The sequence below is a fragment of the Brevibacillus ginsengisoli genome (assembly GCF_050113715.1).
GTDB classification, from domain to species: Bacteria; Bacillota; Bacilli; order Brevibacillales; family Brevibacillaceae; genus Brevibacillus_H; species Brevibacillus_H ginsengisoli.
The window spans coordinates 257775-277920 of the sequence record NZ_JBNJQR010000001.1 but is presented as its reverse complement, the minus strand read 5'-3'; the positions used below and the strand labels follow the sequence as shown (position 1 = coordinate 277920).

The 20146-nt window shown below is 47.6% G+C and carries 15 protein-coding genes and 1 riboswitch; of the genes, 4 read left to right on the top strand and 11 right to left on the bottom strand.

What is annotated here, in order from left to right:
* Window positions 1-75: 75 nt before the first annotated feature.
* A riboswitch (SAM riboswitch) is annotated at window positions 76-186 on the bottom strand.
* A 61-nt stretch (window positions 187-247) separates the two neighbouring features.
* Window positions 248-2026, bottom strand: a complete 1779-nt coding sequence (locus ACQCN2_RS01515) for a methyl-accepting chemotaxis protein (RefSeq protein WP_426927115.1) — start codon at window positions 2024-2026, stop codon at window positions 248-250.
* Between the two features lie 315 nt (window positions 2027-2341).
* On the opposite strand from ACQCN2_RS01515, the gene ACQCN2_RS01510 reads away from it, so the two are divergent.
* Complete coding sequence (locus ACQCN2_RS01510) at window positions 2342-2707, top strand: HsmA family protein (RefSeq protein ID WP_426927114.1); 366 nt, start codon at window positions 2342-2344, stop codon at window positions 2705-2707.
* Window positions 2708-3234: 527 nt separating this feature from the next.
* The gene (locus ACQCN2_RS01505; RefSeq protein ID WP_426927113.1) at window positions 3235-3687 is read left to right on the top strand and encodes a cupredoxin domain-containing protein; all 453 of its coding nucleotides are present in this window, start codon (window positions 3235-3237) and stop codon (window positions 3685-3687) included.
* Window positions 3688-3936: 249 nt separating this feature from the next.
* On the opposite strand, the gene ACQCN2_RS01500 is transcribed toward ACQCN2_RS01505, so the two are convergent.
* The 10 genes from ACQCN2_RS01500 to ACQCN2_RS01455 all read right to left on the bottom strand — a co-directional run bounded on the left by ACQCN2_RS01500 (window position 3937) and on the right by ACQCN2_RS01455 (window position 18799).
* The gene (locus tag ACQCN2_RS01500) at window positions 3937-6570 is read right to left on the bottom strand and encodes a cohesin domain-containing protein (RefSeq protein ID WP_426927112.1); all 2634 of its coding nucleotides are present in this window, start codon (window positions 6568-6570) and stop codon (window positions 3937-3939) included.
* Complete coding sequence (locus tag ACQCN2_RS01495; protein ID WP_426927111.1) at window positions 6571-11064, bottom strand: InlB B-repeat-containing protein; 4494 nt, start codon at window positions 11062-11064, stop codon at window positions 6571-6573.
* A 289-nt stretch (window positions 11065-11353) separates the two neighbouring features.
* On the bottom strand, window positions 11354-11713 hold the full coding sequence (gene rplT / locus ACQCN2_RS01490) for a 50S ribosomal protein L20 (RefSeq protein ID WP_426927110.1): 360 nt from the start codon (window positions 11711-11713) through the stop codon (window positions 11354-11356).
* A 117-nt stretch (window positions 11714-11830) separates the two neighbouring features.
* Window positions 11831-12028: a 50S ribosomal protein L35 gene (rpmI, locus tag ACQCN2_RS01485; RefSeq protein ID WP_426927109.1), complete on the bottom strand. Its 198-nt coding sequence runs from the start codon at window positions 12026-12028 to the stop codon at window positions 11831-11833.
* 29 nt (window positions 12029-12057) lie between these two features.
* Window positions 12058-12561, bottom strand: coding sequence for a translation initiation factor IF-3 (gene infC, locus ACQCN2_RS01480; protein ID WP_426927505.1), 504 nt, complete (start codon window positions 12559-12561; stop codon window positions 12058-12060).
* 252 nt (window positions 12562-12813) lie between these two features.
* The gene (gene thrS, locus ACQCN2_RS01475) at window positions 12814-14727 is read right to left on the bottom strand and encodes a threonine--tRNA ligase (protein WP_426927108.1); all 1914 of its coding nucleotides are present in this window, start codon (window positions 14725-14727) and stop codon (window positions 12814-12816) included.
* Window positions 14728-15050: 323 nt separating this feature from the next.
* Window positions 15051-15965 (bottom strand): sporulation protein YtxC, encoded by a 915-nt coding sequence (ytxC, locus tag ACQCN2_RS01470; RefSeq protein ID WP_426927107.1) that lies wholly within the window; start codon window positions 15963-15965, stop codon window positions 15051-15053.
* Window positions 15966-16359: 394 nt separating this feature from the next.
* The gene (gene mqnC / locus ACQCN2_RS01465) at window positions 16360-17466 is read right to left on the bottom strand and encodes a cyclic dehypoxanthinyl futalosine synthase (RefSeq protein ID WP_426927106.1); all 1107 of its coding nucleotides are present in this window, start codon (window positions 17464-17466) and stop codon (window positions 16360-16362) included.
* Between the two features lie 319 nt (window positions 17467-17785).
* Window positions 17786-18004, bottom strand: a complete 219-nt coding sequence (locus tag ACQCN2_RS01460) for a hypothetical protein (RefSeq protein WP_426927105.1) — start codon at window positions 18002-18004, stop codon at window positions 17786-17788.
* 105 nt (window positions 18005-18109) lie between these two features.
* Complete coding sequence (locus ACQCN2_RS01455) at window positions 18110-18799, bottom strand: spore coat protein (RefSeq protein WP_426927104.1); 690 nt, start codon at window positions 18797-18799, stop codon at window positions 18110-18112.
* Window positions 18800-18915: 116 nt separating this feature from the next.
* Between ACQCN2_RS01455 and ACQCN2_RS01450 the strand changes: the two genes are divergently transcribed.
* Complete coding sequence (locus tag ACQCN2_RS01450) at window positions 18916-19476, top strand: YqaA family protein (RefSeq protein WP_426927103.1); 561 nt, start codon at window positions 18916-18918, stop codon at window positions 19474-19476.
* Between the two features lie 111 nt (window positions 19477-19587).
* Window positions 19588-20010 carry a cell wall hydrolase gene (locus ACQCN2_RS01445; RefSeq protein WP_426927102.1) on the top strand — a complete coding sequence of 141 codons (423 nt, stop codon included), beginning with the start codon at window positions 19588-19590 and terminating at the stop codon, window positions 20008-20010.
* Window positions 20011-20146: the final 136 nt, after the last annotated feature.

The window sequence follows — 20146 nt, the reverse complement described above, 5'->3', positions numbered from 1 at the left end:
AGTGGCTTTTTCCAAAGAAAAAAGCCCTCTTTCCTGTCGAAAGAAGGCTTTGTTTACGTTTCCGCAAGCAAATCCTTCTCATCTCTCAGAGCATAATGCTCCGCAGGAATTGGCACCGTATCCCCAAAATGGGTGATCGGTTGCCGGGCATCATCGGGCCAGTCCCTCCGCCTCTCTTGATAAGAAGTTTGCTATTCAGTTCAAGTTGAAATTAATAGTAGCGTAAGGATTCTCGAAAGTCAAGCGGTTAAACGGTAAAGGATTTTACCTTGTCATGCAGGATTGCGATATTACGGGATACTTCCGAAACGGATGCGACAGTCTCCTCCAGCGTAGCCGTTTGCTCCTCGGCAGAAGAGGCAATTGTCTCCATTCCTTCCGCAATTTCCACGCTGACTTTGGTTACATTTTGAATGCGTCCAAACGCAAGCTCGCCCTGCTCACGGATGTTGGTTGATGCCTGATAAATCTCCGCAATCTGATTGGAAACCAATCCGACGTCGTTGGTAATCTCTTTGAAGGATTGGCTGCTCTTATTCACCAGTTGTCCAATATCATTCACACTGTCCACACCGAGCTTGATGGCATCCACAGCTTCCATCGATTTACCTTGAATTTCACCCAGCACCTGTATAATTTCTTGTCCCGCTTTATTGGTTGCTTCGGCCAGCTTACGTACCTCGTCAGCCACGATCGCAAAGCCTCGACCATGTTCGCCCGCTCTAGCCGCTTCAATCGCAGCGTTAAGTGCAAGCAGATTGGTTTGTCCGGCGATGGCCGTAATCAGTTGGGTTATCTCGTTAATTTGATCCATCCTTCCCTTTAGACCCTCTACAACATCCGCGGAATGGAGAACAATCTCATTGACTCGATTCATTTCGCTTTGCACATGTTCACTTGTCTGCAAACCAGCCTGGGCGTTATCAGCGGCACGTTTGGTCGAGTCTGTCGTGATTTTCAACAGATCCGTCGATTCTTGAATTTCTGCCTGAAGCTCACGAATAGCTTCCGTCGTTACCATGGTGTCGTCCCGCATCATGGAAGTGGCTTCAGCCATGTCTGTTATGGTTACAGCAATTTGCTCGGAAGCCTTGCCTGTTTGCCCTGCCCCTTCATTGAGGAATTCGGCGTGTTGCGTCACCGTCTGCGTTACCTCAATGACCTCCTGAATCATGTTTCGCATATTAGCCGTAGATTTATTGAGATGAGTAGACAAGTGCGCCACTTCATCCCTTCCTTTTACCGTCGCCTGCAAGGTCAAATTTCCTTTTCCGACCTCTTCAATCACTGAGCCGATCTGACGAAGAACACGAGAATATTGATGGGCGAACCAGTATGCGACTAAAGCTCCCAGCAAGGTTGCGCTTACTGTAACGATTATAATCATGTATTCATAGGACTTAATCGATTGATAAAACTCATAATCATACGCTCCACAAGCTATGTACGCGTTCCAAGGCTCAAAATAACGAAGATACGACGTTTTGGTACCAATTTGAGCATTCGGATCATTCAGGCTTTGTCCAGGCAAGTAAAATGGAAAATCGACATAACGTTCCTCTATGTTCGCTTTCTTGGAAGCTTCCTGAAGCATCGGTAGAACTTCCTGACCATCAGGAGTCTTCATCATCGGAACCTTGCCAATCACACCAAACCGAGGATGCACGTAGGTTTTTTGAGGCGTTTGGGGATCTGCGCTGTTAATGAACAGATACCCACTCTCCCCATAATGATAGCTGGTTTTCAGATAGTCTCGTTCCTTGCCATCTGCTTTTAAGGGGCCCGCCAGAATTTCATTTGCTCTTTTCAGCGCTTCTTCTTGCGTAATTTTCCCTGTCTTCACTTGTTCATCTAACAGCGTCAGGACATCGTAGGCATTGTCTACAACCGTTTTCAGCGCTTGTTTGCCATCATCGATTAACGATTGTTTGGCTTGCATGTAACCAATCACACTAATCGTCAGCGCAGGAATCACCATACATGCAACAATTAATACGATTAATTTGCTTCGAATTGAGGATAACATTTGAGACTTCCCTTCCATTCCTTCTTTGGCTACTCTCTCTTGTTTGGATATGAATGCTGTTCTTTTCTCCTTACTGTAGCTTACACTTTAGCGACACAAGAAAATGTTAAGAAAAAAAGAACAAAGTCCAGACATAATTAGATTTAGACACATATATCTTCCCAATTTCCACTTGAAATAAACCTGGAAGATGATTCAGGAATTGTAGCGGTTTGCAATTGGTAAAGGAAACCTCCAGTTTGTTCATATATTGTTCATATTCGTGCAGTAAAGTATGAGCATAGACAAAAACAACATGAATGGAGCTGATCTTAAATGTTAGCAGCAGCCGTGATTATCATTAATCTAGCGCTTATTTCTTATACAATTGGTGTTTGGAGTGAAAAACGCTCCGGAGAACTAAAAATGAAACATCTCCTGTTTTTTGGGTTCGGAATTTTGTTTGATACCGTCGGGACATCCTTGATGAAAATGTTGGCGAAAGGTTCATTTATGAATATCCACGGGATTACTGGTTTGATTGCGCTTATTCTGATGTTGTTCCACACCGTATGGGCATGCGTTGTTTTGTGGAAAAACAATCAAAATCAAATCAAGAAATTCCATAAATTTAGCCTGACTGTATGGGGCTTATGGCTTGTGCCTTATTCCATTGGTGTAGCCTTGAGCATGATTCATTAATCAACACACTTTCTTTTTCTTCAACTACACAGCAACGAGAACGCGCAGACACCTTGTCTGCGCTTTTTTTATTTCTGTGATCAGTTTTTTTAGTTTTGTGACATTGCTCTCCAACACCTAGTTAATCGTTTGTTTCTGGTGTAAAATGTAAAAAAATGAAAGTGTGGGGACTATGAGCAAATTTGATCAAGTGATATTATATATTTTTAGCTTTTGCTTTTTCCCAATCGGAGTTATCATGTGGGCCGTTTCCTTGTTTAACCAGAACCAACAAATGAAGAAGATTGGCCGTAAAGCCCTCTATCTTTCTCTTGCTTCTTTTAGCTTGTATTTTATTATAGGAATCCTTAATTTTGTCGCGACTTAAAATTAGGTTCCGACAGTTATTTCTATTTCGATAGAGGATCGCAACTTGAAGCAATAATAATGGTTCATACAAGAATTATTTTTTGGTTCCACAATCATTCCGTAATTGCCCCTTAAGCTAAGTAGCGTAAAACCTACCACATTACTTAGGAGGGTTCATCGTGAAAAAGAAAATCGCAGTTCTATCAACCTGTCTGTTACTTACCGGAATACTTTCAGCCTGCGGTACTCAAAATACAGACTCTTCTTCCCAAGCACCAGCGTCTAACACTCAAACGGGAACTACCAATACCCAAACAGCTACTTCTAGCTCTCAGACAGCAACTTCTACACAGCCGCATGAGATCAAACTGGATATGAAGGAATTCTCTTACTCCATGCCTGAGATTAAAGTACATGCGGGAGAAAAAATTCACTTTGTCTTGACCAACTCCGGCAAAGTTGAACATGACATTAACAGCGAAGAATTGAAATTGGATAAAGATGTAGCGCCTGGCAAAACCGAAACTCTTGACTGGACTGCCCCTTCTAAACCAGGTACCTATCCAATCATTTGCGACAAACCAGGCCATAAAGAACAAGGAATGACCTTCAATTTAGTCGTTGAAAAATAGCCTGTACGTCCCAGCAGCCTGAAAAAGGCTGCTTTTTTTCTTCTCTAGAACACTCCGAAAAGAATCTTTTGACCTCCTATGGAGGAGTTTATTGCCACCTTCAGCTTATCCTTAATTTCGTCGATTGTTTTTTCTTTCCTGATAGTTGTAAAAGGATAAATTATGTGTATCCATTCAAAAAAAGCACTCATCCGAGGATGAGTGCTTTTTTCATGTGTAATTAAACATCGTGCTGGAACTTCGCCTCGTCTACTCGTTGACGATCAGTTCCAGTTGATCCGTTACCTTCCCGTTCGAGGCGATAATAGTTAGTTTGGTGCCAGCAGGAGCATCCTTTTTGACCTCCAGCAAACCGTCTTCGCTGATCGTTGCATATTCGGTTTCTGCCAGTTGGTAGGTAGTGCCCGCATTTCCTTTGGTAACATCACGCTTGCCGCCACTGGTCAAAGTCGCGTTGACGTTCAGTTGTACCGATTCACCTGGGGCTATCTCCTGTTGGCTGGCTGTGACGGTGATCTTCTTGATACTCGCGATCTGGATAGTGACGGTCTTCGTCGTCTTTCCGTTTTCCACCGTAATTTTGACCGTTTTACCACTTCGTGCGTTGCTAGCAATCGTCACGAGGCCGTCCTCGCTTACCGTGGCGACCTTCGAGTTGCTCGATTTGTAGGTGGTGCCGTACTCCGCTGCGCTCACATCCCCCTTGCTACCGTCGGGATACGTGCCGGTCACTTCCAGTTGCTTTTGTTCGCCCGCAAGCAGCGCCATTTTCGTTTCCTTCAGCTTGATGTCCTGGACAAGGACCTCTGCCACCAGGAACGTGCCTGTTGAAGCCGTCTCCAACGTGGCGCGATTCTTTTCTTTTGTCACTGCGGCGGCTTTGCCGTTGCTTGTCGTGACCTGTTTCCATTTCTTCTCTTTCTCGTCGTAGCGGTACGCCAGCAGCTTCTTGCCCTTCTTGTCATAAGGAATGCTCAGGCGAAGCGCATCCCGTTCTTTTCCGTCAGTCATCTTCATGGCTTTGCCGTTCGCCAGCAGGGAAACGTCATACGCTTTGCTCATTTCGCTGTATCCCTTCGGAAGCGCGACACGGCTGTTTTTCTTGATCGAAACCCCCAGCTTAGCTCCGTCTAGCACTTGCAGCCATGTGGTCGGGATAAACAGGCCGGTGTTTTCCGCGGTTTCCACCTGCAAGTTGACCTCTTTCTCTGCCATTTTCTCCGCGAGTTCTCCTGATAAAGTGAGCAATGACGAAACCGCCTGCGCGTCCTTCGTTACGTTTGCGCGTTTCTTCACGCTCTTCCCGGTGTGAATGGTCATCGTCTTCGCCAGTTCAAACTGCGAAGCATGCTTGCCTAGGCTCTCCGTAAACCGGTTCACCATCCCGGACAAGCGGTCGATTTTCTCTGCCACTTTTCCGGTGTCTTTCAATTCTTTTTGATCCGCAGCGTTAACCGTGGCGAGTAGAATCGACATTAATTCACTCATATTTCCCGCCAGCTTATCCTTGGCTGCATCGTCCTTCGGTTTGGCGATGATGGTATTCGCCATTTGCGCGACAGCCTCTTGCGCTTCTGCAATGATCGGCCAATCTACTTCTTGTGTATCTTCCTGCGCTTCGCTTACTGCCTGCTCCAGCACCTTCTTGGTCCGCTCTACTACCTGACTCTCTTCCACAATGCCCTGATCCTTTTTCTCCAGAAGTGTCCCAAACACCGTTGTGACCGTGGACGCGATGACCTGCCACTTTCGCTTCTGGTCAACCGCTGTGGATGCGTTGACCTTTTGAAGATGCGCCAGTACCTGATCCACACTGTTCAAAATCGTCCCTGCATCGTTACTGTTCTTAATCGTTTGTACCACCTGCTGATTCAGCTGCTCCTGCGATTCGGGAGTAGGTGTTACTGGTGTTGGCGTGCCTGGTGTCGTGTCCGGTGGCAGCGGTGGGGTTCCTGCTGCTACGGTCACTGCCCGGGCAGATAACGACTTGTTCATCTCATGGGCCGAGGCATCCGCCATCGAAAAATGCTCCAAATCTTTGGTTTGGACGTTATAAGATTTGTCACCCACTGTCGCTGTCTGTTTGATTTTGAAGGTAACCGTGAACAGCTTGTCGCCCGCAGCAAGCGGAGTTTCCCCGCCATCGCGGTCCACCCAAGCCGTTCTCAGCCAGCCCCCCGTATTATTGTAGTTGGAGTCAAAGTCATCACCGGATTCGCCCGTAATTTTGGCTACTTCCAGGGCAGACTTGTCAAAATCAATCTGCATCTGGTAGGCAGCGATACCTGCCGTTGCCTTCGTTACACGAACCGGAATCTGCACCGTCTGGCCTGCCGTTCCGCTCGCGCTGCCGATTTCCACCGTCGCGGCATTCGACTCCCGGACGGTCACGTTGCCCGCTGTGGCGGCAGCCGTTATCGGATTGTCTCCTTCATAGACAACGCCTGCGACCGGGTCCACTTTGGAATCGCCCGTTGTTGCTGTGCTTTTGATTTTGAAACGAATCGTAAACACTTTCGTTTCTTCCGTGAACAAGCTTTCCAGTAATTTCGCCTTTACCTTTACAGTACCGGCACTGGTTGCGTCCGCCTCGAATGTATCCTTCGAAACAACACCCCGTTCATCGGTAACCTTCACCACTTCCAGCACATCCGGATCATAGTGAACCGTCACATCATATTGCCAAATCATCGTTTCAGGAGTCAGAGATACCGGCACATCTACCGTATCCCCCGGCCATCCCTTCGCACTGCCGACGGTCATCGAATCAGGTTCGGCCGCACTAGCAAACGAACCGAAGGACATCACCATGCTCACAATCAGCCAAACCGAAACCAACCTTTTCCACAGTTGCCCTTGTCCGGTTAACCTACGCTTATTCAATCAGGACTTCCCCTTTCCAACAGCTATCGCCAAAATCAATTTCACGTCTTCGTTATCCAGCTTGTTATCGCCGTTCATATCCAATGCCTTCTTCTGTTCGTCAGTCAAGGAAAACTTGACCGGATCCTTCAAATACTTCTGCAGCAGCAGCATGTCCGTCGCAGTGATCATTCCATCGCCATCTGCATCACCGGTAACCGGCGGCGCTTCGTTCACCACTGTCGCCGCTGCCTGGCCGAATTTCACCACGTTCCCGCTTGCGTCCACTTCCACCATCGCGATCTTGTCGCCATTCGCCGCTGCGATGAGGCCTTCTGTCGGCAATTCCGTGTAATCTGCTCCGATGCTGTCCCCTACGCTTGGCACTGTCACTGCTGCGCTCTTATAGTTTTTGTACTTCAGCTTATTGCCGTTTCCGATCGTGTCCGTAACGCTCACTATCGTCTTTCCGTTTTTGTCGGCTCCCGCAGGGTCGCTCGTCGTCACGGTCAAACCGCTCGCCGCAAGCTTCGCCGTTGTCTGAGCGAAACGCACCGTTTTGCCATCTGCGTCCACTTCTATGACCGCGATCTTGTCGCCGTTGGCCGCTTCAATGATACCGTCTGTCGGCAGGTCTGAGTAATCCGTACCGATGCGATCCCCTTCGCTTGGCACTGTCACTTCTGCGTTCTTAAAGTTTTTGTACTTCAGCTTATTGCCGTTTCCGATCGTCTCTTTTATGCTCATTTTCGTCTTGCCGTCCATTCCGGCTCCTACCGCGCCTCTTGTCGTTACGGTCAAGCCGGTCGTCCATTTCGCGTACAGGGTCACTGCGGTTGTCCCCATGCTAAGCGTACTGCCTGCTGCATACGTTGTTCCCTTTCCATCCGCTTGTGTATTCCATCCGGTGAACTGGAAACCGGGCTTTGTCAGATTCCCAGGGTTGGCCAGTACGGTCACTGCTGCCCCCTTCTGGTATGTGTTGCTGTCCGTCGGTGCGGTTCCCGCCGTTGCGCCGTTGCCGTTATAGGTGATGGTGTTAAGCGCTACTGTTGCCTGTCCGAAATTCACCACTTTCCCACTTGCGTCCACTTCCGCCACCGCGATCTTGTCGCCGTTGTCCGCTGGGATGAGGCCGTCTGTCGGCAAGTCCGCGTAGTCCGTACCGATGCTTTCCCCTACGCTGGGCACTGTCACTTCTGCGCTTGTAAAGTTTTTGTACTTTAGCTTATTGCCGTTTCCGATTGTTTCCACAACGCTTACTTGTGTCTTGCCGTCCTTGTCTGCTACCGCAGGATCTCCTGTCGTCACGGTCAAGCCGGCCGTCCATTTCGCATACAGCGTCACTGCGGTTGTCCCCATGCTAAGCGTACTGCCTGTTGCATACGTCGTGCCGTTCCCATCCTCCTGTGTATTCCATCCGGTGAACAGGAAACCGGACTTTGTCAGATTCCCAGGGTTGGCCAGCACAGTCACTGCTGCCCCCTTCTGATATGTGTTGGTGTCCGTCGGCACAGTTCCTGCCGTTGCGCCGTTGCCGTTATAAGTGACGGAGTTTAACGCTACTGTTGCCTGACCGAAATTCACCACTTTCCCGCTTGCGTCCACTTCCGCCACCGCGATCTTGTCGCCGTTGGTCGCTTCGATGATGCCGTCTGACGGCAAGTTCACGTAATCCGCACCGATGCTGTCCCCTACGCTGGGAACTGTCAAGTCTGCACTTGCAAAGTTTTTATACTTGATTGTGTTGCCAACTCCAACCGTCTCCGCAACGCTTACTTGTGTCTTGCCGTCCTTGTCCGCTCCCGCAGGATCTCCTGTCGTCACGGTCAAGCCTGCCTTCCATTTCGCGTACAGCGTCACAGCGGTTGTCCCCATGCTAAGCGTACTGCCTGCTGCATAGGTCGTGCCGTTTCCATCCGCCTGTGTATTCCATCCAACGAACAGGAAACCAGACTTTGCCAGATTACCCGGGTTGGCCAGCACGGTCACTGCTGCCCCCTTCTGATACGCTTTGCTGTCCGTCGGTGCACTTCCCGCTGTTGCGCCGTTGCCGTTATAGGTGATGGTGTTAACCGCTACTGTTGCCTGTCCGAAATTCACCACTTTCCCGCTCGCATCCACTTCAGCCACCGCGATCTTGTCGCCGTTCACCGCTGCGATGAGGCCTTCTGTCGGCAAGTCCGCGTAATCCGTACCGATGCTGTCCCCTACGTTGGGCACTGTCACTTCTGCGCCTGTAAAGTTTTTGTACTTTAGCTTATTGCCGTTTCCGATCGTCTCCGCTACGCTTACTTGTGTTTTGCCATCCTTGTCTGCTACCGCAGGATCTCCTGTCGTCACGGTCAAGCCGGCCATCCAGTTTGCGTACAGGGTCACAGCGGTTGTCCCCATGCTAAGCGTACTGCCTGCTGCATACGTAGTGCCGTTTCCATCCGCCTGTGTATTCCATCCGGCGAATAGGAAACCGGGCTTTGCCAGATTGCCCGGGTTGGACAAGGTCACCGTTGCCCCCTTCTGATACGTGTTGCTGTCCGTCGGTGCGGTTCCTGCTGTTGCACCGTTACCGTTATAAGTGACGGTGTTTAACGCTACCGATGCCTGGCCGAATTTTACCACTTTCTCACTCGCGTCCACTTCCACCACCGCGATCTTGTCGCCGTTCGCCACTTCGATAATGCCCTCTGGCGACAACTCCGCGTAGTCCGCACCGATGCTGTCCCCTACGCTGGGTACTGTCACTTCTGCGCTTGTAAAGTTTTTATACTTAAATGTGTTGCCAGATCCGATTGTCTCCGCAACGCTTACTTTCGTCTTGCCGGCCTTGTCCGCTCCCGGCGGATCGCCCGTCGTCACGGTCAAGCCTGGCGCCCATTTCACGTACAGCGTTACAGCGGTTGTCCCCATGTTAAGCGTATTGCCTGCTATATACGTCGTTCCGTTTCCATCTGCCTGTGTATTCCATCCGGCGAATGTGAAGCCGGGCTTTGCCAGATTCCCCGGGTTGGCCAGCACAGTTGCTGCTGCCCCCTTCTGATACGTGTTGCTGTCCGTCGGTACAGTACCCACCGACGCGCCGTTGCCGTTATAGGTGACGGTGTTTAACGCTACCGCTGACTGGCCGAATTTCACCACTTTCCCGCTCGAATCCACTTCTGCCACCGCGATCTTGTCACCGTTCGCCACTGCGATAATGCCGTCTGACGGCAAGTCTACATAGTCCGCGCCGATGCTGTCCCCTTCGTCTGGTACACCCACCGCTGCGCTCTTTAAGTTTTTGTACTTGAATGTGTTGTCAGCTCCGACCGTCTCCGCAACGCTTACTTTCGTCTTGCCGTTCTTGTCTGCTCCCGGCGGATCGCCCGTCGTCACGGTCAGGCCGTTAGCTATCACCGAATACTTCATCACCGTGGCTTTATAGCCGTTACCGTAATCCGAATAGGCCACATACGGAGTGCCGTTTGCTACATACAGGGATATGTACCGACCCTCACCTGTCGTGAAGCCTTCGATGCCTACCGTCTCCCAACTGCTTTCATTGTACTTCTTCACCGTGACTTTACCGGCTTTCATCCAATCCGAGTATGCCACATAGGGGGTACCGCCTTCTATATACAAGGACATTTGATCAGCAGAATATGCCGAGAAGCCGGCGTTGCCTACTGTCTCCCAACCGCTCCCATTGTACTTCATCACCGTGGCTTTATAGCTGTTACCGTAATCCTTATAGGCCACATAAGGGATGCCATTATCAACAGACAGGGACATGAAATCTGCCTGTCCTGCCGAGAAGCCTTCGATGCCTACCGTCTCCCAACTGCTTCCATTGTACTTCTTCACCGTGGCTTTTTGGCTGTTTGCTCCATCCTGATAGGCCACATAGGGGGTGCCGTTTGATACATACAAAGTAGTGTTCTTTGCCTGACCTGCCGAGAAGCCGGCGCTACCTACCGTCTCCCAACTGCTTCCATTGTACTTCTTCACCGTGGCTTTACCGCTGTTTCCCCAATCCTGATAGGCCACATAGGGGGTGCCGCCATATACATACAAGGACGTGTAAGATGCGTCACTTGCCGAGAAGCCTTCGATGCCTACCGTCTCCCAACTGCTTCCATTGTATTTCTTCATCGTGGCTTTACCCCTGTTTCCCCAATCCTGATAGGCCACATAGGGGGTGCCACCATATACATACAAGGACGTGTAAGATGCACTTGCCGAGAAGCCTTCGATGCCTACCGTCTCCCAACTGCTTCCATTGTACTTCTTCACCGTGGCTTTACTAAGGATTACTGAATCCGTATAGGCCACATAGGGGGTGCCATTATACACGTACAGGGACGTGAAAGATGCATTACTTCCCAAGCCGGCCTGGCCAACTGGATGCCATTCCGCCGCTGCCGCATAGGCGTAGCTTCCCCCGGGCGCCAACCATCCCGTCATCCCTCCTATCGCCACAAGCATGGCCAGGAGAAGCGCTCTTGTTCGCTGCCATATGGTACGCATTGCCGTCCCCACGTTTCTCTCCTTTTTCCTGATAACCTCCTGTTGCAAAATGCCCACTCTCCTTATGAAAAATGTAAAATGCCGGGCAGCGTAAACCAAATCCGCTGCCATTCTCTCCCTGTTCCCTGCAATTTCGCTTGATTCATTCGCCGCTATTCCCCTTCCTCCTTGATCCACATGAATTTTATCAACTGGCTCTCAACAAATTCTCGACAAACCGCGAATACTGTCGAAACAACAACCAAAAAAAAAAAAAAAAGCACCCATCCGAAGATGAGTGCTTTTACTTTACATATGAAAATTAAGCGTTGATTTTCGCTTTAGCTACGTTAGCCAACTCGTTGAACGCTGCTTTATCGTTAACAGCCAAGTCAGCAAGCATTTTGCGGTTTACATCTACGCCAGCAACTTTCAAACCGTGCATCAAACGGCTGTAGGACAAACCGTTGAAGCGAGCTTGAGCGTTGATACGAGTGATCCACAATTTGCGGAAATCACGTTTTTTCTGACGACGATCGCGGTATGCGTAAAGCAAGGATTTCATTACTTGCGCATTTGCGGAACGGAATAAACGGTGTTTAGAACCGAAATAACCTTTAGCTAACTTCAAAACCTTTTTATGACGACGGCGAGTCACAATGCCACCTTTAACTCTTGGCATACTCAATTCCTCCTGATCTAATCCAGCATGGCGGTCCTAACGACGCTTATGGGGCGCATGACTGAGTGATTTTCGTGAAACTTATTTTATAACGGTCTTGCGTGTGATCCCTACTTCTTACAAGTAAGTGATCATTTGAGCGATGCGTTGTTGATCGCCTTTAGAAACCATTTCAGCTTTACGCAAGTGGCGTTTTGCTTTAGTGGATTTATTAGCGAACAAGTGGCTACCAAAAGCACGGTCACGTTTCAATTTACCGCTACCAGTTTTTTTGAAACGTTTCGCAGCTGCCTTGTTAGTTTTCATTTTAGGCATTGATGGATCCTCCTAACTAATTCTCCAGATTACTTATCCGTTTTCGGTGTTAAGATCATAATCATGCTACGACCTTCGATTTTGGGTTTACGTTCTACAAGAGCGATATCCTCACACAGTGTAGCGACGCGTTCCAAAACCTGTTGACCGATTTCGGAGTGGGTGATTTCACGACCACGGAAACGGATTGTGCATTTCACCTTATCTTCGTCTTCAATGAACTTACGGACGTTACGAAGTTTGGTCTGAAAGTCGTGCTCTTCGATGTTGGAAGAAAAACGTACTTCTTTCAGCTCGATGATCTTCTGGTTGCGACGTGCTTCTTTCTCCTTTTTTGCTTGCTCGTATTTGAACTTACCAAAGTCCATAATACGACAAACAGGAGGTTTAGCTGTTGGTGCTACGTTAACTAAATCCAGGTTAGCTTCTTGTGCAATACGTAAAGCTTCTCTAATAGCTACAACACCAAGCTGAGCGCCATCCGGTCCAATCAAGCGAACTTCACGAGCACGAATCGCTTCATTGATTAACATCTGTTCCTTGCTGATACTTGCCACCTCCGTCAACTTTCGAGAGCAAAAACGTAATGAAAAAAAGGTGTAGACGCTACTGCGCCCACACCTATCTCACCTAACAAGCAAACGATTGTGGTAGAGATTACCCGTCAACAATCCACGAAAGGATGTCGATGCAGGTGAGAAGCTGGGCGCTTCTGCTTATTCCTCGAATGTAATGTAATTGTACCTAATCAATATTAACCATGTAGGAACAACTTGTCAAGCATTCTATTTCATTTGTTCAATTTCTTCTGTCAAGCTGGCAATAAACTCATCCACAGCCATTGCGCCTAGATCGCCTTGGCCGCGTTTGCGTACAGAGAGAGTCTGATCTTCCATCTCTTTTTCGCCGATGACGAGCATGTATGGAATCTTGTTGACTTGAGCTTCACGAATCTTGTATCCGATTTTCTCGTTACGCGCATCCAGTTCCACACGGATACCCGCTTGCTTCATTTTTTCCTTTACTTGCTCAGCGTAGTTCACATGAACTTCATTGATGGTCATCAAGCGTACTTGAATTGGTGCGAGCCAAGCAGGGAATGCGCCAGCGTAGTGCTCTACCAAGATACCGATGAAACGCTCCATAGAACCATACATTGCGCGGTGCAACACGACTGGACGGTGCTTTTCGTTATCTTGACCAACATAAGTAAGGTCGAATTTCTCCGGCATTTGGAAGTCTAACTGGATAGTTCCGCATTGGTGCTTACGTTTCAGAGCATCCGTAATGTGGAAGTCGATTTTCGGACCGTAGAACGCTCCATCGCCTTCGTTAATGTCATATTTCATGCCAATTTCATCCAACACGCGACGCAGGGAGCTTTCAGCTGTTTCCCATAGTTCATCAGAACCCATGGAATCCTCTGGACGAGTGGACAATACCACGGAATATTCGAAGCCGAATACTTTGTAAATGCGATCAATCAATGACATCATGCCTTTGATTTCTGTTTCAATCTGATCAGGACGAACGAATACGTGAGCATCGTCCTGACAGAAAGTACGAACACGCAACATACCATTTAACGCGCCGGAATACTCATGGCGGTGCACTTGACCGAATTCAGAGTAACGGATTGGCAGGTCGCGGTAAGAACGATTTTTATTTTTGAAGATCAGCATGTGACCTGGGCAGTTCATTGGTTTCATCGCGAACTTAGTATTGTCTACCTCGGAGAAGTACATGTTCTCATGGTAGTGATCCCAGTGTCCGGACTGCTCCCACAGACGTTGGTTCATCATGAAAGGAGAGCGAACTTCAGTGTAATTAGCCAATTGCTGCAAACGGCGAGAGAATTGCTCCAGCTCGTTACGGACAGTGAATCCGTTAGGCAGATAGAACGGCATACCTGGCGCTTCTTCGGAGAACATATAAAGTTCCAGCTCACGTCCCAATTTGCGGTGGTCGCGTTTTTTGGCTTCTTCGATGAAGTGGAGGTATTCGTCTTGGTCCGCTTTTTTCGGCCAAGCCGTTCCGTATACGCGTTGCAATACTTGGTTTTCGGAATTTCCACGCCAGTAAGCGCCCGCTACACTCATCAATTTGAAGACTTTGATATGCCCAGTGGATGGAAGATGCGGCCCACGGCAAAGGTCGAAGAATTCACCTTGCTCATAAATTGAGATAACAGCGTCTTCTGGAAGGTCACGAATTAACTCCAGCTTCAAATGATCGTTGTTTTTTTGGAAAATTTGAACCGCTTCTTCACGGCTTACTTCTTTGCGAACGATTTGGAGATCTTCTTTGACGATTTTCTCCATCTCCACTTCGATTTTACTTAAATCGTCTGGAGTAAGGCTCGCAGGAATATCCATATCGTAATAGAATCCGTCCTCGATAACAGGACCAATTCCGAACTTAACCTCTTCACCATAAATACGCTTAACCGCTTGAGCCAACAAGTGAGCCGTACTGTGACGATACACTTCCAGACCATCTGGTGAATCAAGAGTGACCACCTCAACAGCCGCATCCTCATGCAATTCTGTAGAGAGATCGACAACTTTACCGTTTAATTTACCAGCAATTGCTTTTTTGCGAAGTCCTGGGCTGATGGACTGAGCCACATCAGCGATTGTGCTGCCCGCGACAAACTCGCGTACTGCTCCATCCGGCAGTGTAATATTCACCTGTGCCACTTGAAAAACTCCCTTCTGTTTTAAAAAAAAATAAAAAAACGCCCATCCCCATAAGGGACGAGCGTTGTTCTCGTGGTACCACCCTAGTTCAGATCAACGGGAATCCGTACGATCTCTCCAGTAAAATAACGACCCGTTTAATCGGACCGGCTAGTCGATAGTGAAGGACGCTCCTTTACAAAGAACTCCTCGTTCCCGACAGCTACTCGAAGGGGGTAGAGCATTATCCGCGCACTGTAGGCTCACAGCCAACGACCTACTTCTCTGAAAGCGGCTAAAATAACGTCCATGTCCTTCTCATTGTATTTCAATCATGTATTTAGTTATGTATTATAGTGAGTCGATTTAATGAAGTCAAGGGCGCGCTGGACATTTTGGCAATACGAACAGTTTTGGCATGATGCCAGACGGTCTCCAAAAATTCCGTACAGGGTCTCAATTAAATTGGAGCGCTGGTCCGCCAAGTGGAACAGAATTCTTTTGGGAGCCAAGGTTATTAAAGCGCTTACCACATAATCTTCCTCGCGAAAATCTTGTCCAACCGATTGTAAAATCATATCCAGTTGATCTAGATTAATTAAACTTCCGGTTTCATCAAAAAATAAAAAGGGCTTGCTTCCGCTCTGAACAACATGGACAAGCTCATAACGCGTCTCTTGAACGGAGACAAAATATCGCAAAAGCTCCACAAACTCTTTGTATTCCTTGTCCTCTTTATATTGCTTGAGACCTACCTCGATCGCATCCTGCAATGTATCGAGGTAAGGCTTGCAGCGAAAACGAACAAAACCGTCCATGACGATTTCTCGATGATCCTGCAGATACTCCAGAATTTGCTGGTAAAGCCTCGTCTTGTAGGAAAGCTGAGACTGTTCTCGATCATTATCTTGCAATACCACGTGAATATAAGGCAACAAAGCGCTCCAGTCGTTCGATACTTGATCGGAAAACGCCTTGCGAATAATTTGCCGAATCAATTGAGGCTGCAGCTGCTCAATAATAAACTCCATCACGACAAGCGACACAAATGATCGAACCCTATCCCGCGTCTCCAATGTATATTCTTCAGCGGACCAACTGACAAACGTAAACATGTCATATCCAGCGGAACGATCTTCCCTTACCTCTATGGTAACAGGAGAGGTTGACACTTGCTGTTTCGTTTTGGCGACGATCTGACGAAAATGATCACGGCTGGCAGGCTTGTCTTTTTGGAGAAGTACGGATAAGGTCTGCATCTTGCGTCACCTCCAACGTAGTACTAACAGTATATGTTGAAGGTAAGCTGATATACTTTTAAAGAGTTGGAAATGAGGGGTGTGGTGAGGAAGAAAAGACTTCGTCACGCTGGGCTCTGTTTAAGCTCGTGGTGAAGCTTAGACTGTCCGCTCCGTTCACTGCGAAAGGGAGTCGGCAAGAAAATCACTTAGCCTCTCAGTCTGAAGTAAAGAATGCCGACTTTTTTCCCTTCCTACGTTCCCTCCTCTGGGTTTCGCTTAAAAGGAGCTACGCGTCGACGAAGTCTTTTCTTCTATCGGAGTGAACGATTGGAAAGGCAGAAGGCAGAAGGCAAAAGCGGAAACCAAAAACCGGCAACCTACAGGGCTACCGGTTAATCTCTTTCATATTCGATTAATTCTGCATCACGAAATCCACATCAGCCATTTCAGTATCCTTGAACACACGCAGAGTGTCGTATTGCGTATTGCGTTGAGCCGGGATTTTGCCTGCTTCACGGATTAATTGCAAGATATGGTTAGTGTTTACTTTATACGCGCATTTGGCGGCGGAAACCACGTTCTCTTCCATCATGGTTGAACCGAAGTCGTTGCAGCCGTATGAAAGCGACAGTTTGCCGTAATCCGGGCCAAGCGTTACCCAGGAAGCCTGGAAGTTTGGAATGTTATCCAGCATCAAGCGAGCGATTGCTAAGGTCTTGAGATACTCTTCTGGTGTATTGTTCACAGCTTGCATGTTGGTGTTGTCTGGTTGGAACAGCCACACGATGAAGGCTTTGAATCCGTTCGTCTCATCTTGCGCTTCCCGGATGCGCATCAGTGATAATACGCGCTCCTCCATCAATTCGCCAAACCCGATTACCATCGTAGCTGTGCCTGGAAGCCCTACACGATGAGCGGTCTTCTGTACATCAATCCACTCGGTCCAGGAGCCTTTGAGTCGGGAGATTTTTTTGCGGGTACGGTCATCGAGAATCTCTCCACCCGCACCTGGCAGTGAATCAAGACCCGCTTGCTTGAGACGAATTAACGTCTCTTCCACTGTCAGATTGGAAACCTCAGCGATTTTCATTACTTCCGCCACTGACAACGAGTGCATGGTGATGTTCGGGAATCTCTTTTTGATACCTCTTAGTAGATTCTCAAAGTAGTCAATTTTCAGATCAGGATTGGTTCCACCCTGCATGAGAATTTCAGTTCCGCCTACATCTACGGTTTCTTGAATTTTTTGGAAAATAACATCATCTGGCAACACGTAACCCTCTGACGAACCAGGTGCACGATAGAATGCACAGAAACGACAGTAGGTGTCACAAACGTTCGAGTAATTAATATTTCGTCCAATCACGAATGTCGTAATCGGATCAGGATGCCACTTTTGCATAATTAAATTGGCAGCGTGACCAATCTTTTCTACTTGATCGCTGTCAAACAAGGCCAAGCCATCTTCGAGTCCCAAGCGTTCACCGGCGACTGCCCTTGCTAATATTTTATCAATCAAGAGAATCCCACCTTTACACTATTTGCACCTATCATCCTACCACAGGGAGATTAGACAAGGGAACCCTTGAGGTGTAAGAAGAAAAGACTTCGTCCCTTTCCGCTCTATTTAAGCTCGCTTGAAGCATCTACTGTCCGCTCCGTTCACTACGCTTTGTTTCGCTTAAAATGAGTCTTCAGTGACGAAGTCTTTTCTTCAGCGGGCTAACGCGAATGGAAGGAAAGTTTAATTGCTTTACCTCTGTAAAGCAATTAAACTTTCCGATATGATAAAAAAGCGTGTCCATCCACACGCTTTTTTTTGATCATATGTAGGATGCTTATTCAAATCCGATATGTTCGTACACTTCCGCTTCCCAATAAATGACACAGTTCGCAAGTGGAAAGTTAATTTCTCTCGCACCATTCGGACGTCCGTTAAAATAGATGATCTCCGTCACAACCACTCGATCCTGACGAATGGTGATTTCTCCTTTAATCTGTACTTTTGTCCCATCGGGTGCATAAAACAGGATTTGACCAGAACCAATATCTTTCATAAAAACCTCCTACAGCGTACCGTCTATGACTTCTATAGTAGGGAGAAAGTAATGATTCCGTCAACTTATTTTCAGAAAAATTGTAACAAATGTCACATCTATCGGTCAGGTTAGACTAGTGTCATTCGTATTATCTAGTCCTTCAGTTTCCCAACTATTGGAGGATACCGATTCACTAAAAGCTGTTTCGGCAGGAGATTTCGAATGCTCGAATGTGGATTGGACGGATTGAACGTCCGTCGGCTGAGGACTGAAATCATGCAACAAATGAGAATGCGATAATTCGTTCACGGATGGAACAGGATAATGGTCGTGTGAATGGATGTAATCCCATACCTCGTACGCCTGGTGCGCGCAATTCGCGGCTCCCTGCAACGTTAGCTGACGAATCTTGAAATCTGCGCATTCCAATGCGGCGTGCATTCGCATAGTGGCGCTAGCTTTGTGCAGCGTTAACATGCATGAGGCTAGTTCGATGTCTGACATAGAGTGATTGCGATAAGGGGAATGAACATTGGTCAGAGCATTGGGGACGTTTCCTTGATTGACTCCAGTTGTCCAATCTCCAAACGAATGGTAGGAAATCGTTTTACCCGCCGCAAGTCCATGGACAAAATGAACGAGTTCGTTATATTCCACTGTCATAAACCGCAATTGGTTTAACGCGATCTGCCGCAATGAAGAATCTTGGATCGATTGTAAATAAAGTTGAAACGTATGGATGGTGTTAATCGTATTGGTTAATACATCGTGTAATTCAATAACCTCATGAGCACCGTAAGCATGATGAGTCATCAGGATTCTTCCTCCTTCAGCGCGTTATTCACATTCTCCAGTATGTCCCAAATGGCCATTACCTACTAATGATTGAATTTGGGCTACCCAATTGAACCATGACAAAGGAGATCAAGATGTTTGAGCAAATCACCCAAATTTTTATGCAATATGGAGCATTCGGGCTTTTTTCGATGGCGTTCCTTGATTCTTTCGTGCTTCCCGTGCCCCCGTTTTTTATGCAAATCGCCATGAGCCTACTCGATCCTAGCAAATCCTTTCAGTATGCCACCTATGCTTTTCTTGGCTCTATCCTTGGTGCTCCAGTGGGATTCCTGTTGGGGAAGTTCTTAGGAAAACGATTCTTGGATCTGATTTTGCCCCAAAAGTGGGTAGATGTGGCCACTGAGAAGTTCACGCAGAACGGAGATGCCGCAATCTTAATTGGCTCTTTTACTCCCATTCCGTTTAAAGTGTTTACGATTTTATCGGGCGCCTTCGGATTCTCTTTTTTCAGGCTCATGATGTACGCCATCCTGGGAAGAGGACTCAAGTTTTATTTGATTGGCGTGTTGTTTTACTTTTACGGCAAGCATGCCAAAGAAATCCTGGATAACTATCAGGGAATGGCGTTGTTCGGAATCACAGTACTGCTCGTGATCACCTGGTATGTCGTTCAAAAAAGAAAACGAAAATAACTTACAGCTCGCCTTCTAGAAAGGTGGGCTGTTGTTTTTTTACCTAGACAATCACCTAAACGAACTTCGCCAATATATTGATAATGTAGGTTTCAGCGTGGAGGTGAACGAATGGCACTTATCAAGGCAAACTCAAGTGACGTAGATTTACTGGCTCGCTTACTTCGGGCAGAAGCAGAAGGAGAAGGTGAACTCGGCGAACTAATGGTAGGTAACGTTGGCGTGAATCGTATTTACGGGAATTGCATGGATTTTAAAAACATCCGGACAGTGAGTGACATGGTCTATCAATCTCCTGGTGGATATGAATCCGTACAAAAACCGTATTTCTATCAACGGGCCCGTGATAAAGAAAGACGTCTGGCAAAACGAGTGATAAACGGGGAAAAACAACACCCAGCTACCAATTCCTTATGGTTCTTCAAACCTGAAGGAGGCTGTCCAGGTCAATGGTTCAACCAAGCAAATGTTGGACGGTATAAATCTCACTGTTTCTTTGCCCCGATCCCAAGCAATTGCCCACGCGTTTACTAAGTTCATCCAAGCGAAATCGAGTACATCAGAAGGAGAGAGAAAATCGATGAGTTATCCAAGTCTCGGTGGACAAATGATGATGCCTTGCTACGATTGTAGTCAAACACCCATGATGCCATTTGATCAGCAGCAGTCT

Coding starts and splice junctions, on each gene's coding strand:
- ACQCN2_RS01515 (WP_426927115.1), bottom strand. CDS start 2,026: ATGTTATCCTCAATTCGAAGCAAATTAATCGTATTAATTGTTGCATGT.
- ACQCN2_RS01460 (WP_426927105.1), bottom strand. CDS start 18,004: ATGAAAGATATTGGTTCTGGTCAAATCCTGTTTTATGCACCCGATGGG.
- ACQCN2_RS01510 (WP_426927114.1), top strand. CDS start 2,342: ATGTTAGCAGCAGCCGTGATTATCATTAATCTAGCGCTTATTTCTTAT.
- rplT (WP_426927110.1), bottom strand. CDS start 11,713: ATGCCAAGAGTTAAAGGTGGCATTGTGACTCGCCGTCGTCATAAAAAG.
- ACQCN2_RS01445 (WP_426927102.1), top strand. CDS start 19,588: ATGGCACTTATCAAGGCAAACTCAAGTGACGTAGATTTACTGGCTCGC.
- ACQCN2_RS01455 (WP_426927104.1), bottom strand. CDS start 18,799: ATGACTCATCATGCTTACGGTGCTCATGAGGTTATTGAATTACACGAT.
- ytxC (WP_426927107.1), bottom strand. CDS start 15,965: ATGCAGACCTTATCCGTACTTCTCCAAAAAGACAAGCCTGCCAGCCGT.
- rpmI (WP_426927109.1), bottom strand. CDS start 12,028: ATGCCTAAAATGAAAACTAACAAGGCAGCTGCGAAACGTTTCAAAAAA.
- ACQCN2_RS01450 (WP_426927103.1), top strand. CDS start 18,916: ATGTTTGAGCAAATCACCCAAATTTTTATGCAATATGGAGCATTCGGG.
- infC (WP_426927505.1), bottom strand. CDS start 12,561: ATGTTAATCAATGAAGCGATTCGTGCTCGTGAAGTTCGCTTGATTGGA.